General features: G+C 63.2%; 12 protein-coding genes. 7 read left to right on the top strand and 5 right to left on the bottom strand.

Going from position 1 to position 14,089, the window contains the following annotated elements; genetic code table 11:
• Nucleotides 1–2: 2 nt before the first annotated feature.
• From PJK54_RS06790 to PJK54_RS06770, 5 genes are all read right to left on the bottom strand, one after another.
• Nucleotides 3–920, bottom strand: coding sequence for an efflux RND transporter periplasmic adaptor subunit (locus tag PJK54_RS06790; protein ID WP_077376306.1), 918 nt, complete (start codon nucleotides 918–920; stop codon nucleotides 3–5).
• 220 nt (nucleotides 921–1,140) lie between these two features.
• A complete protein-coding gene (locus tag PJK54_RS06785; RefSeq protein ID WP_240499517.1) occupies nucleotides 1,141–1,380 on the bottom strand; it encodes a DUF1656 domain-containing protein in 240 nt (79 codons plus the stop codon).
• Between the two features lie 386 nt (nucleotides 1,381–1,766).
• Nucleotides 1,767–3,062, bottom strand: coding sequence for a TRAP transporter large permease (locus PJK54_RS06780; protein ID WP_271302546.1), 1,296 nt, complete (start codon nucleotides 3,060–3,062; stop codon nucleotides 1,767–1,769).
• Nucleotides 3,052–3,558 carry a TRAP transporter small permease gene (locus PJK54_RS06775; protein ID WP_271302545.1) on the bottom strand — a complete coding sequence of 169 codons (507 nt, stop codon included), beginning with the start codon at nucleotides 3,556–3,558 and terminating at the stop codon, nucleotides 3,052–3,054. Before PJK54_RS06775 ends, PJK54_RS06780 begins: the two co-directional genes overlap by 11 nt.
• Before the next feature lie 218 nt (nucleotides 3,559–3,776).
• Nucleotides 3,777–4,766: a DctP family TRAP transporter solute-binding subunit gene (locus PJK54_RS06770; RefSeq protein ID WP_271302604.1), complete on the bottom strand. Its 990-nt coding sequence runs from the start codon at nucleotides 4,764–4,766 to the stop codon at nucleotides 3,777–3,779.
• Between the two features lie 744 nt (nucleotides 4,767–5,510).
• On the opposite strand from PJK54_RS06770, the gene PJK54_RS06765 reads away from it, so the two are divergent.
• The 7 genes from PJK54_RS06765 (at nucleotide 5,511) to PJK54_RS06735 (ending at nucleotide 14,020) form a co-directional block, all read left to right on the top strand.
• Nucleotides 5,511–7,112 carry an MFS transporter gene (locus tag PJK54_RS06765; protein WP_271302544.1) on the top strand — a complete coding sequence of 534 codons (1,602 nt, stop codon included), beginning with the start codon at nucleotides 5,511–5,513 and terminating at the stop codon, nucleotides 7,110–7,112.
• A 298-nt stretch (nucleotides 7,113–7,410) separates the two neighbouring features.
• Nucleotides 7,411–7,830, top strand: a complete 420-nt coding sequence (gene rbsD, locus PJK54_RS06760) for a D-ribose pyranase (RefSeq protein ID WP_271302543.1) — start codon at nucleotides 7,411–7,413, stop codon at nucleotides 7,828–7,830.
• Between the two features lie 5 nt (nucleotides 7,831–7,835).
• Complete coding sequence (locus PJK54_RS06755) at nucleotides 7,836–9,470, top strand: sugar ABC transporter ATP-binding protein (RefSeq protein ID WP_271302542.1); 1,635 nt, start codon at nucleotides 7,836–7,838, stop codon at nucleotides 9,468–9,470.
• Nucleotides 9,470–10,447 carry a ribose ABC transporter permease gene (gene rbsC / locus PJK54_RS06750; RefSeq protein ID WP_271302541.1) on the top strand — a complete coding sequence of 326 codons (978 nt, stop codon included), beginning with the start codon at nucleotides 9,470–9,472 and terminating at the stop codon, nucleotides 10,445–10,447. Before PJK54_RS06755 ends, rbsC begins: the two co-directional genes overlap by 1 nt.
• Before the next feature lie 154 nt (nucleotides 10,448–10,601).
• Nucleotides 10,602–11,495, top strand: a complete 894-nt coding sequence (rbsB, locus tag PJK54_RS06745; protein ID WP_084208618.1) for a ribose ABC transporter substrate-binding protein RbsB — start codon at nucleotides 10,602–10,604, stop codon at nucleotides 11,493–11,495.
• A gap of 140 nt (nucleotides 11,496–11,635) precedes the next feature.
• Nucleotides 11,636–12,661: a LacI family DNA-binding transcriptional regulator gene (locus PJK54_RS06740; RefSeq protein ID WP_271302540.1), complete on the top strand. Its 1,026-nt coding sequence runs from the start codon at nucleotides 11,636–11,638 to the stop codon at nucleotides 12,659–12,661.
• A gap of 138 nt (nucleotides 12,662–12,799) precedes the next feature.
• On the top strand, nucleotides 12,800–14,020 hold the full coding sequence (locus tag PJK54_RS06735) for an MFS transporter (RefSeq protein WP_271302539.1): 1,221 nt from the start codon (nucleotides 12,800–12,802) through the stop codon (nucleotides 14,018–14,020).
• Nucleotides 14,021–14,089 lie beyond the last annotated feature (69 nt).

Here is a 14,089-nt window from a genome sequence, read left to right as displayed (position 1 = left end):
GATCAAGGTGCTCCGTGGCCGCTGTCCTCGGCATCGGTGATGTCACTGAGCAGCCGGACACTCGCCGTCATGCCTGCCGCCAGATTGACCCCGGACGCCCGTACCGCCTCGATATCATCGAACTCCACTCTCACCGGGATGCGCTGTGCCAGGCGTACCCAGCTGAAGGTCGCACTCACCTGCGGCAGCTGCTGGGCATTGGTCGCGGTATTGTCATCGGCGATCCCCTCACCGATTCCCACGACACGGCCCTTGAAGTCCTTGTTGCCGCTCATCAGCGTGATCTGGACCGGATCTCCCTTGCGCACATGCTGCAGCTTGGTTTCCTGGAAATAGGCGCTGAGATAGAAGGAGTCATCCTTGATCAACGCCATGACCGAAGTACCCGCCGTCACATAGTTGCCCTGCGTCAGGTGCATGTTGAGGATGCTGCCATCCGCCGGGGCGGTCAGCTGGGTACGGTCAAGATCCAGTTGCGCGGATTGAAGCGCCGCCTCGGCCTGCTGCACATCGGCGCGAGCCACCTCGGCCTCGAGACGAGCACTGTCACGCTCCTCTTCACTGATCGCCCGGTTGGTCAGGCGACTGCGTCGATTGGCTTCATGCTCCTTGAGCCGCAAGGTGGCCTTGGCACTGGCCAGACTCGCCTTGGCCTGAGCCAGCGCCGCCGCATAGCGGGCCTGGTCGATCTGCAGAATCACGTCGCCCTGCTTGACGCGAGTGGTGTCCGCCACGTTGAGCTCACTCACCCAGCCGGACACGTCAGGGCTCAGCGTGATCACCTCGGCACGCACGCGAGCATCCCGCGTCCAGGGACTGTACATGTAGGTCTTCCACAGCCAGATGGCACACCAGACCGCCACGGCCACCAGACACAGGGTAATGACCCATTTCACGACTTTCTGTCGAGACTTGCTCATGCAGTTTCCTTGAAGAGTTGATCCTGACGGGAGCCTCGGCTCACACGAGATTGCGCAGAGTGATGCTTGCCAGTGACGCCTGAGCTCGACCGCCTTCGAAGATGGGGTGACGTTGCGACAGTGACGCGACAGGTGAATGACGAGGGACATCTGACGCTTGCGACGCGAGCGCTGTCGCGATGACGATGAGTGACGGACCAGACGCGATTCGGTGAAGGCGTCAGGTCACCAGTGCGACGATTCCCGTCAGACAGATGATGAAGAGCGAGATGTCGAACCAGGCTTCGAACCATAGCTCATGATTGGCAAGCACCCGGTGCAGCAACGAGCGAATCAACCCGGCGATCACCAGCGCCGCCAGCGCATAGACCAGCATGGGGCTGATCAGGAATTCTCCCACCACCATCTCGTGCAGTGCATTGAAACCTGCCAATGGCATGTCAGGGGGTGTTTCGTTCATCGACACATGTCCTTGGAGATCCTCTGGAGGTGAGATCACGCATGCGGGGAGCGATAGGCGAGATTGGTCGCCAGCATTGACGCTCAGTCAACGTCAACCTATGGAGGCTGGTCCGCCTGCATTCAAGGTCTCAAGCGCCCGCCACCCCACAAGAATATATGCAGGCTAACATTTATCAGGCGAGTTGCCACGTGCCCGTGATGAGACGCGACAGTGCGCAAGTGCTTCCCCCTGCTGGATTTTCCAGTAGGCGCGCGGGTGAAGTCAGCGTCCGGGCTGAACATCTGGTGGGTGTGGCAGTCATGACAAGCGGCTTGCCTCTCGACAAGCCGCTTTTGAAGGCTCCGCTCCGCTTTCGCACTCAACAACGCGCTCACTCGGTTGCGTTACACGGCATAACCGAGGATGCGCGGCAGCCATAGCGCCAGTTCCGGGAACAGCATCACCACTGCCAGGGCCGCGAGCATCGCCACGACAAAGACCATCGCCCATCCGACGGTCTTCTCGAGTCGAACACCGGCCACACTGCTGGTCACCATCAGATTGACGGCCACCGGCGGCGTGAACTGGCCGATCGCGATGTTCATCGCCAGCAGGATGCCGAACCATACCGGATGCCACCCGAAGTGCTGCATCACCGGAATCAGCACCGGCATCAGGATCAGGTAGATGGAGACCGCATCCAGCAGCATCCCGGCGATCAGTACCGCCACCATCACCAGAATCAGCAGCGTCGTGCCGCTATCGGACAGCGTGATCAACCACTCGGCGAGATGGCGGAAGGTACCCAGCATGGTGCCGGCCCAGGCGAATATGCCCGCCAGCGCGATGATCAGCATCACCACCCCCGAGATCACCGCTGCTTCCCTGAGCAGTTCCCACACCTGAGAGAGCTTGAGCTCACGGGTGATGAAGAGCCCGACACACAGCCCGTAGGCGGCCGCCACCACCGCCGCTTCCGTGGGCGTGAAGAGGCCTGAGCGCAGCCCGCCGAGGATGATCACCGGTGCCAGCAGCGCCGGAATCGCTGAGCGGAACGCCGGACCCAGCGCGATACGTTCCACCTGAGTCGGATCTTCCCAACGATAGCGCCGCGACAGCACCCAGGCCGGTACCAGCAGTGCCGCACCGACCAGTAAGCCCGGAATCAGCCCTGCGGCAAACAGCGCGCGCAGATCCACCCCCGGCACCACGATGGAATAGAGGATCAACGCGATGGAGGGCGGGATCAGGATCGCCGTGGAGGCCGAGGCCGCAATCAGCGTCGCCGAGAACGCCTTGGGATAGCCCGCCCGTGTCATGCTGGGAATCATCACCATCGCCACCGCGGCGGCATCCGCCGGGCCGGAACCACTCATGCCGCCCATGATCAGACACACCAGCACCGCCACCAGGGCGAGTCCGCCGTGACGTGGCCCGATCAACGCCTGGGCGAAGCGCACCAGCCGCGCCGCCACTCCGGCACGCTCGAACACCAGCCCCGTCAGGATGAACAATGGAATGGCGATCAGCGGATACTTGGCAATGCTGTTGTAGGTATTGGTCCCCAAGGTGGCCAGCATGCTGACCGGCAGCCCCGCGACGATACCCACCGCACCCGACAGCCCCAGCGCGAAGGCGACCGGCACGCCGAGTATCAACAGCGCGGCGAAGCTTGCGAGCAACCAGAGATCAGGACTCATGATCTGACTCCTTGTGCTCCGGCGACGCATCCTGACCGGGTCCATGACCAGGCCCTTGCGCAAGACGCTCGACACATTGCTGCAGCTGGCGCCAGGCCATCGCCAGCGCCAATATCGGCAGCCAGATCACGTACCACCAGTTGGGCAGGCCCAGTCCCGGTGACAGCGACTCCCACTGATACTCCTCCAGCGCGAAGGTGCCGCCAAACCAGACGACCAATCCAAGCACGACAAGTACCGCCAGGGTCTGCAACACCACCACCAGTCGCCACAGCGGCAACGGCAGCACGTCTTCCAGCAGCGCGATACGAATATGTGACTGACGGCGAATCGCCACCGAGGCGCCCGCCAGCGTCAGCAACACCAGCAGGAAGACCGAGAATTCCTCGGTGAAGGCAAAGGAGGCATCGGTGGCGTAACGCACCACCACGTTGGCCAGACTGATGATGCCGATCAGGCCCAGCGCCAGCGCCGCCAGCCAGGATTCCGGCCGCACGCGTGGCGGTGGCCTGTCCGTGGGAGTAGGCGCTCCGCTGGTGCCGGTTTGATGTGAGGCTTGTTGAGACGGTTGTTGCGAATTTTGCGACATGACACGCGATCCACACGAACGCCGAGGCTGTCAGGCCCCGGCGTGGTTCTTCACTCAATAACGCGCACAGACCGCATTATTCCCGATGTCATCTGCTCCGTGAGCAGCGGCGATCATGACCAGACTCAGCGCGAGGCCTCGACCTCGGCACGTGCCGTCTCCACCAGCGCCTCACCGATCTTCGGTGTCCAGCTTTCGTAGACCGACTGGGTGGCATCGCGGAAGGCCTGCATCGCATCGTCATCGAGCTTGACGACATTCACGCCGCGCGCCTCGATATCCGCCAGCCGCTGGGCATTGCCTTCACGACTCATGGCGATCTCCCAGGCACCCGCTTCCCTGGCGGTCTCGGTCAGCAGAGTGCGCTCCTGTTCGCTGAGCGACTTCCAGACACGCTGGTTGGCAGCGAAGATCAACGGGTCCGCCATGTAGTGCCAGAGGGTCAGATGGGTCTGACCGACCTGATCGATCCGTGCCACATCGAACACCGACAGCGGGTTCTCCTGACCATCCACCGCACCGGTGGTCAGCGCCGGCTTGGCATCCGCCCAGCTCATCTGGGTCGGATTGGCGCCCAGCGCCGTGAAGGTGTCCTGGAACAGCGGCGAGCCCACCACACGAATCTTCAGGCCCTTCAAGTCGTCCGGCGAGGTGATCGACTTCGAGGAATTGGACACCTCACGGAAGCCGTTCTCGCCCCACGCCAGCGGCATGATGCCCTTGGACTCGATGGCGGCGAAGACCTGCTTGCCCGACTCACCCTGGGTCAGCGCATCGATGGCGTCGTGGTCCGGCATCAGGAACGGCAGCGAGAACAGGTTGAGCTCCGGCACCTGGGGCGACCAGTTGATGGTCGAGCCCACCGCGAGATCGATCAGCCCCTGACGCATGGCCGAGAACTCCTTGGTCTGATCTCCCGCCACCAGCTGGGCATTCGGATAGACACGCAGGGTAAGCTCGCCACCGGAGCGCTCCTCTACCAGTTCCGCCCACTTCTCGGCCGCCTGTCCCCACGGGAAGGTATCCGACAGCACGGTGGAGACGGACAGCTCGCGGGCCTCGGCATCACTCGCCATCAGTGGTGACAGCAGAGCCAGGCCAAGCACGCCAGCCATCAGGGCAGCGCGACTCGGGGCGGCAACACGCGAAGAAGTAGTGGAAGGAGTTGCAGACATTGAAGCGTGGCGATGCCATTGATGAGAGACGGTGTCAGTTCCGGAGGCGGAATCAGCGTTGGCGAGTGCGGCGGTCAGGGTCATGAATAACCTCTTGATTATGATGTTATTGAGTGTGTCCTCGGGCAGATTCGCATCTACTTTGGTCGCTGACCATTCGACCATGCGACAGATCGGCGCTTTTTCGACGCTCACATGCTATCTCGCTCCATCACTATTACTGTATATACATCCACTCCTCGGGTTTTCCGAGACTTTTTGCGTACGAAACGCTCGACCATGTGGTGTCATCAACGTGTGTTGCCAAGGAGTGTGTCTAGCGATTCAAGAGGGCCAACCTTGGTGCAGCCCCCTCCAACAGGGAGTTTCAGGATATTTCCCTTTGCTTGATGCCGTGCCTTTTACAACGCCAGCGTGCCCCCAGCCCCTCCGAGGTCAGGATTTCACGGGGGACTGTATATCCACCCAGCCCATTACATCATTGCGACAAATTTCCAGATCTGTCGCCTTTCATCCACGCAATGGCGCGCCACGGGTCGCAGACTGCGGATTCGGTCGGTAGACTGAGCGCCGTTCCCGCAAGGACCAACCACGACTGACCATCACCACGCACGCAAGTGTCGTACCTGACATCTCGTCGGCACCGCTCAAACGGTACCGACCTTGACCGATGAGGCCCCTTCCATGCCGCACCCCCAGCAGGAAGCCATACCCACTCCCACCTTCGAGACCGAGCCGCTCGACACGCCGCCCAAGCGACTGCAGCCGACCAGCAGTCTGGGCGCGGCGGTCGTTCTGTGGTCGCTGCTGCTGGGAATGGGGATGCTGATGCTGGCCAACGGACTGCAGGGCAGTCTGTTGGGGATTCGTGCCTCCTCGGAAGGCTTCAGCAACACCATGACGGGCATCATCATGTCGGCCTACTTCGCCGGCTTCCTGCTGGGCTCGACGCTTGCACCGCGCAAGCTGCGTCGGGTCGGCCATGTGCGCACCTTCGCGGCGCTGGCCTCCATCACCTCGGTGTGCATCCTGATCCACGCGCTCTATGTGGTGCCCGAGGTGTGGATCGCGATGCGCTTCATCACCGGCTTCGCCTTCGCCGGCCTCTACGTGGTGGCGGAGAGCTGGCTCAACAGCCAGGCGACCAACCAGATGCGTGGCCGGCTGCTGGCCATCTACATGGTGATCACCTATCTGGGCATGGGCGGTGGCCAGTTGCTGCTCAACGTCGCCAACCCGAATACCTATCTGCTGTTCATCCTGGTCTCGGTGATCATGTCCTTGGCGCTGGTGCCGATGCTGCTGTCTGCCTCACCGCAACCCGAAGGCGCGCAGCCGGAGGCCATGGGGATCGTTCGTCTGCTGCGCCTGGCACCGCTGGGCACCCTGGGCGGCTTCGCCACCGGCATCGCCAACGGCACCGTCTTCGGCATGGGCGCGGTGTATGCCGACCGCGCCGGCCTGCCGGTGCAGGAAGTCTCCTGGTTCATGGGTGCCTTCATCCTGGGGGCCGCCCTGCTGCAATGGCCGCTGGGCAAGCTCTCCGACAAGCTCTCGGCCAAGAAGGTGATTCTGGGCTGCAGTGTCGGGGCGATCGCGCTGTCCATCGGCGGCGTGCCGTTCAGTGGTGGCAGCATGCTGACCATGGCGCTGCTGGGGGCGGGGCTCGGCGGGTTGATCCTGACCCAGTACTCGCTGTTCCTGGCGGCAGCCAACAACCTGCTGACCACACCACAGATCATCTCCGCCAGCGGCACGCTGGTACTAATGCATGGCGCGGGCGCGATTCTGGGTCCGCTCACCGCGGGCCTGCTGATGGAGCGCTTCGGGGCCGTCGGCTTCCTCTATACTCTGACCGCCATCCACGTGCTGATCGTGATTCTCGCCGCCAGTGTCACCAGCAAGCCGCGTCAGGTGCTGGATGCCGAGGATGGCGATCACCCCGGTCACTATGTGGTGGCGCCCTCCACCACCAGTCCGCTGAGTGCCGCCTGGGTCGAGGAAGCCATCACCGAGCCCGAGACCGGTCAGCTGGAATTCGACTTCGATGCCGAACCTGAGCCGGAGCGTAGCGAAGAAGAACTCGCCGCCCAGCAACAGGAAGCGGCCTCTGAAACAGAAGGAGGCGTCGTGCAGCAGGTCGACAACGAGGAAGGCGTGATGAATGACCGCGTCACCGGCATGGAAGACGACTGGCATCTGGATGGCCATATCGACGAGCAGGCCCAGCACCTCAGTGAAGAGGAGCGCCGCGTCAAATCAGAGCCGGAGCGCGAGAGCTACTGATCACGCCTGACGGCATGCCGAAATTGACAATAAAAAAGAGATAACCAAGAACACCGCCCTGAGAGGCGGTGTTTTTTTGGGTAGGGGCAAAACTTTCTCAATGGTCTGCTCCAAGTCCGGCTGTCCACGTATCCCGTGACTTTTCACCCCCTCACTACAAAAAAGTAGTCGCTCTACAGGGGCTACGACGTTTCGCCTACCGCGCCGCAAACGTTTGCGCGTCATACTGTCGCCCATGGTGAACCCGTCAGGTAAATGACTGGATCGACTCGCCCCTGCCTCATTCAAGGACTGAGACGTGAAACGACAAGGCCTACTTAACGCGCCGCTCAGCGGGCACATCGCTCGCCTCGGCCATACCCAGACCCTGGTGATCGCCGATGCCGGCCTGCCGATTCCCGCCGATATCCCCTGTGTGGATCTGGCGGTCATTCCCGGGCTGCCGGCCATGCTGCCGGTGCTCGACGCCCTGCTTGCAGAGCTGTGCATCGAAGCCGTGACCCATGCCAGCGAGCTGGCGGTCAAGAGCCCGGAGCTTCACGACGCGCTCTCGACCCGCCTGGCCTCACTGGAGCAGCGTGACGCCCAGCCGCTTGAGCGCCATGTGATCGAGCACGAGGCCTTCAAGGCCGAACTCCCCAAGGCCAGCGTGATCGTGCGCACCGGTGAGTGCACGCCCTACGCCAATCTGATCCTGCATTGCGGAGTTCCCTTTTGATGGGCATGCAGACGCAAGATGTCACGCATCCGACCCCGCAAGCGCCCAAGGTCAATGAGGACGCTGCCCCGCGCGTGCTGATGGCATTGCGCGGCATCGACAAGGGCTTTTCCGGGGTCAGCGTGCTCAAGGGCGTCGACCTGACGCTACGCGCCGGCCGGGTGCATGCGCTGGCTGGCGAGAACGGCGCAGGCAAGTCGACGCTGATGAAGATTCTCTCCGGCGTGTATCGCTATGACGCCGGCACCCTGTGGCTTCGCGATGAAGAAGTCATCTTCACCACCCCACGCCAGGCCATGGACAGTCGTATCGCCATCATTCACCAGGAACTCAATCTGGTGCCGGGCCTGTCCGCTGGCGAGAACATCTTCCTCGGGCGTGAACCACGCACTGCGCTTGGCACCGTCGACTGGAAGCGCCTGCATGCCGATGCCCGCCAACTGCTGGATCGCCTGCGCCAGACACTGGATTCACGCACCGCCGTCAGTGAACTGAGCATCGGTCAGCAGCAGATGGTGGAGATCGCACGTGCCCTGTCGCTTGACGCCGAGATCATCATCATGGATGAGCCCACCGATGCCCTGACGGACATCGAGACGGACATCCTGGCCGAGGTGGTCGCGGAGCTGCGCGGTGAAGGACGCTCACTGGTGCTGATCACCCATCGTCTCAACGAGATCTTCAGCATGTGCGATGAAGTCGCCGTGCTGCGTGATGGTCAGATGATCCATCAGGGGCCGACTGCGGAACTGGATGAGGATGGCTTGATTCGCCTGATGGTCGGCCGTGAACTGGCCGAGCGCTATCCCTATACGCCCGCCACCCCTGATGGCGAGGTGATGCTGGAGGTGAAGGAGCTTCACGCACCGGGCGTCAATGGCATCAGCTTCTCGGCGCGGCGCGGTGAGGTGCTCGGCTTCGGCGGCCTGATGGGCGCAGGACGCACCGAGCTTGCGCGCGCGCTGTGCGGTGATACCCGCATCGCGGCGGGAAGCGTGACCTTCAACGGACAGTCCGGGCAGTTCCCCTCGCCGGCTGCGGCACTGGCGGCAGGCCTGGTCTATGTGCCGGAAGATCGCAAGCAGTCAGGACTTATTCTGGCGCACTCGGTGGCCAGCAACATGTCTCTCAGTGCCCTGCCGAACTTCTGCGGTGCGCTGGGGCGCATTCGTCACGGCGAGGAAGCCGCCGCGGTCGAGCAGTTCGTCAAGAGCATGCAGATCAAGATCAGCGATACCGCCCAGGCGGTCGATACGCTGTCCGGTGGCAATCAGCAGAAGGTGTCGCTGGCCAAGGCACTGATGCCGGCACCGGAGCTGGTGATTCTCGATGAGCCGACCCGCGGTGTCGATGTCGGCGCCAAGCGCGAGATCTACCTGCTGATCAACGAGCTCAAGCGTCAGGGCAAGTGCATCCTGCTGATCTCCTCCGAAATGCCCGAGCTGCTGGGTCTGGCGGATCGCATTCTCGTGGTGGCCGATGGCCGGATTTCCGGTGAATTCAGCCGCGAGAACGCCACCCAGGAAGCGATCATGACAGCCGCCTCCGGTCTCGAGAGCCCGCTGAGTGCCAGCACTGGCGCCACCCGAGCGACCCCTCCACACACGTCTTCTGATTCCCGCCACGAGATGCCGAACTGATGTCCACTCCCACTTCCTCCGCCGCCGGCGACCGTCGACTCGACATCATGCGCCTGCTGGTCGACAACAAGGCACTGATCGCGCTGGCACTGTTGATCGCCGTCAGCGCCGGCCTGTCCGACAACTTCCTGTCTGCCGACAACCTGCTCAACGTGCTGCGCCAGACCAGCATCAACGCCATCATCGCCATGGGCGTGACCTTCGTCATTCTCACCGCCGGTATCGACCTGTCAGTGGGTGCGGTACTGGCACTGACCGGCGCCTTCGCCGCCTCGATGACCGCCGCCGGCCTGTCACCGTGGCTGAGCGTGCCCGGCACCATCATCGCCGGTGCCGCACTGGGCGCAGTCTCGGGTCTGTTCGTCGCCTTCGGACGCATCCAGGCCTTCATCGTCACCCTGGTGGCGATGACGGTACTGCGCGGCGCGACGCTGGTCTATACCGATGGTCGCCCGGTCTCCATCGGCGTCAATGAAGCCGCCGACAGCTTCTGGAACCTGGGCGGCGGCTACTGGATGGGCGTCCCGATTCCCATCTACATGATGTTCTTCGTCTATGTGCTGTGCTGGGGCGTGCTGCATCACACCCGCTTCGGCCGTCACGTCTATGCGGTCGGCGGTGGCGAGAAGGTGGCACGCCTGTCCGGCATCAACGTCAATCGCATCAAGATCAGCGTCTACGCCATCGCGGGTGCCTTCGCGGCACTGGCGGGTGCCATCCTGGCCGCCCGTCTGGGTTCGGCACAGCCGAATGCCGGCACCGGATACGAACTCGACGCCATCGCGGCCGTCGTCATCGGGGGCACCAGCCTGATGGGTGGTCGAGGCCGCATCTTCGGCACCTTGATCGGCGCACTGGTGATCGGGGTCTTGAACAACGCGCTGAACATCATGGGGGTCTCAAGCTACTTCCAGATGATCGCCAAGGGCGCCGTCATCCTGCTCGCGGTACTGATCGACAGCCGCGCCCAGAAATAGTCTCGAACGCGCGCGAAAGACGCTTGCGATTTCATTCCCGGCAGCATCGAAGACCCTCGATCCCGTGCGCCAACCACGGGGTCATGCATCGCCAGGGTCGCCGACAACGAAGACGCCAGACGATGGCGTCGACAACAATGAAAGGAACCACGCCATGAAAAAACTGCTCGTTTCCTCGCTGACCACCGCCATCACCGCCGCCGGTCTGAGCATGATGCCGGTGCAATCCGCCATGGCGGACAAGATCGCGCTGGTCGTGTCCACACTCAACAACCCGTTCTTCGTCAGCCTGCAGCAGGGTGCCAAGGACAAGGCGGCGGAGCTCGGCCATGAGCTGATCGTGCTGGATTCCAGCAATGACGCCGCACGTGAGCTGTCCAACGTGGAAGACGCCCTGTCACGTGGCGTGGACCTGCTGCTGGTCAACCCGACCGACTCCGACGCCGTCGTCTCCAGCGTGCGTACCGCCAATGCGCGCAACGTGCCGGTGGTGACGCTGGATCGTAGCGCCAACGGCGGCCGAATCGCCGCCCACGTGGCCTCCGACAACGTCGCGGGTGGCGAACTGGCCGGCAGCTTCATCGCCGAGAAACTCGGCGGAGAAGGCAAGGTCGTCCAGCTTGAGGGCGTGGCCGGTGCCTCTGCGACACGTGACCGTGGGGAAGGCTTCCTCAAGGCCATCGAGGGTCACTCGGACATCAGCCTGATCGCCAGCCAGCCGGCCAACTTCAATCGCACCCAGGGCCTCAACGTGATGGAGAATCTGCTCCAGGCGCATCCTGAGGTGAATGCCGTCTTCGCGCAGAACGATGAAATGGCCCTCGGCGCACAGCGCGCGCTGCAGGCGGCCGGCAAGGACATCCTGCTGGTCGGTTTCGACGGCACCGATGAAGGCATCAAGGCGGTTCAGGCCGGCAAGATGGACGCGACCATCGCGCAGCAACCGTCACTGATCGGCAGTCTCGGCGTGGAAGTCGCCGACAAGCTGCTCAAGGGCGAGGACGTCGACAAGACCACCGACGTGCCGCTCAAGCTGATCACCGAGTAAGCGCGAGCCCGCGAGACGTGACACCAAGACGCCGGCCTCGTGCCGGCGTCTTCGTCACCGCTCTCCACCGGCGCCACCAACACGCCACGACAGACGTCAGAACAGACGCATCATTCCACTAGGGACAGGGGACAGGCAGCGTGATTCGACTCAAGGATGTGGCGGCACGGGCAGGCGTTTCTGTCACCACCGTCTCACATGTGGTGAATGCCACTCGGCCCGTCGCCAGGGACACCGAAGCGCGGGTGCGCGAGGCCATCGCGGCACTCGGCTATCGGCCGGACAGCGTGGCACGTGCGCTGAAATCCAATCGCAGCCGCACGCTGGGGATGATCGTCACCAGCGCGCACAACCCGTTCTTCGCCGAGGTGATCCGTGGAGTCGAGGACCGCTGCTATCAGGCAGGCTACAGCCTGATCCTGTGCAACAGCGATGACATCGATGCCAAGCAGCTCAGCTATCTCGAGACACTGCGCGATCGCCGCATCGATGGGCTGGTGGTGATGACCGCCGAGAACGGCGAGGGCTTTCTGCAGGCTCTCAGCGCCCTGCCACTGCCGACGGTGATGATGGACGCCGACCCTCAACCGGGCTGGGACATGACGGTGGTCAACGACGACTCGCGCCTTGGGGGCAGGCTTGCCATCGAGCATCTGATATCCCGTGGACTCGAGCGCATCGCGCTGCTGACCGGCCCACGCGATCACGCCCGCTCGCGGGAGCGCCTGTGCGGAGCACTCGGGGCGCTCAAGGCCGCCGGCCTGGGCGTACCGGAGGACTGGCAGGTCGCCACCGACCTGATGCTGGAAGATGGCCATCGCGCCGCTCACCTGCTGCTGGCGGACCCCGGGGATCGACCGGACGCCATCTTCGCCTTCAATGACCTGCTGGCGCTGGGCTGTCTGCGCGCCGCGCAGGATCTCGGCCTCGAGGTCCCACGCGAGCTGTCGATCATCGGCTACGACGACATCGAGATCAGCGCCTACCTCAACCCGGCACTCACCACCATCCGCCAGCCGATCTATGACCTCGGCACCACGGCGGTGGAACAGCTCATCGCCCGCCTGGAGGGTTCTCCCTTCCCGGGCCAGACCCAGCTTGCCCCCACGCTGGTCGTGCGCGAGAGCGTCTCGAGGGTAGACCGGGCATCATCAGGCTTCCGCTGATAACAGCTCGGCATCAAAGATATCCATTATCAACATTTCTCTTATAGGTGATGGCGACATACCGTAGGCCACCTTGATCGACGCCAGATCAGCGCGTCAGATCCGCACATCAGCACAATGCGCAAGAGGAGCCTTTCGGTGAGCCATCAAGACGAGACGACCACGGAGACCCCCGAGTCCTCCCCCATCAGTCGCGGCCTGCTGTTGCTGATGACGATTGCCGTGGCCGCCACGGCAGCCAACCTGTATTACAACCAGCCGCTGCTGGCCGACATGGCAGCCTCACTCGGCGTCAGTCAGGGCACCATCGGCATGATTCCCTCGGCCACGCAGTTCGGTTATGCCGTGGCGATCCTGCTGATCTCGCCGCTGGGCGACACCATGGACAGACGCCTGTTGATCCGCAATCTGTCCATCACCCTGGCCGTGGCCTCGCTGGGCGTCTTTCTTGCCCCGAGTCTCTGGCCATTGCTGGTGGCGAGTTTCGTGGTCGGTCTGGGCGCCAACATCACCCAGCAGCTGATCCCGCTTGCCGCGTCACTCTCCACACCGCAGAGGCGCGGCAAGGTGATCGGCACGCTGATGACGGGGCTGACTATCGGCATCCTGCTCTCGCGCACCCTGAGCGGCAGCATCGCCGAGTACTGGGGCTGGCGCAGCGTCTTTCTGGTCGCCGCCATCCTCGCCATCGTCATCGGTGTGTCACTGTATCGTCAGCTGCCGAGTCGTGCCCCTGCGGTGCAGATGGCCTATCCCAGGCTCATCGCCTCGATGTTCACGCTGCTGAAACGCCATGCGCTGCTGCGCGAATCCGCGCTCACCGGCGCACTGTGGTTCGCGGCCTTCAACGCCATGTGGGCGACACTGGCACTTCATGTCACCGACACGCCCTTTAATTACAGCGTTCAGCAAGCCGGACTGTTCGGCATCATCGGACTGGCGGGGATCATCGGAGCCAAGGCGTCGGGACGTCTGGTCAATCGTGTCGGCGCAGGCCCCTTGATCAGCCTCGCGCTCACGATGGTGGTGGCCGCCTTCGCGGTACTCGGCCTCTGGGGAGACAGCCTGACGGGGCTGATCATCGGCATCATCCTGCTGGATCTCGGGGTCTTCGCCGCCCAGATTCCCAATCAGGTACGCGTCTTCTCCATCGACCCCGAGGCGCAGAGCCGCATGAATGCCGTCTACATGCTGTGCTATTACACCGGTGCCGGCCTGGGCTCGGCCGTCGGGGTCAAGATGATGAGCCTCTTCGGCTGGCAGGGCATGGCAGTGTTCGGGCTGACGCTCGGGGCGCTGGCGCTCGTGCATCACCTGCTCAGACAGCGCCGGCCAGCGGCGCCCTCCCACAAGGCCTGAACGTCCCTCTCAAGGGGTCCGTGGGCCCCGACGACAGCGAATGCCGCCATCACTCACGGACTGCGGCAA

Origin of the sequence: Cobetia sp. MMG027 (assembly GCF_027947415.1) — a bacterium.
GTDB lineage: Bacteria > Pseudomonadota > Gammaproteobacteria > Pseudomonadales > Halomonadaceae > Cobetia > Cobetia marina.
This window is presented reverse-complemented; position numbering and strand designations above follow the sequence as displayed.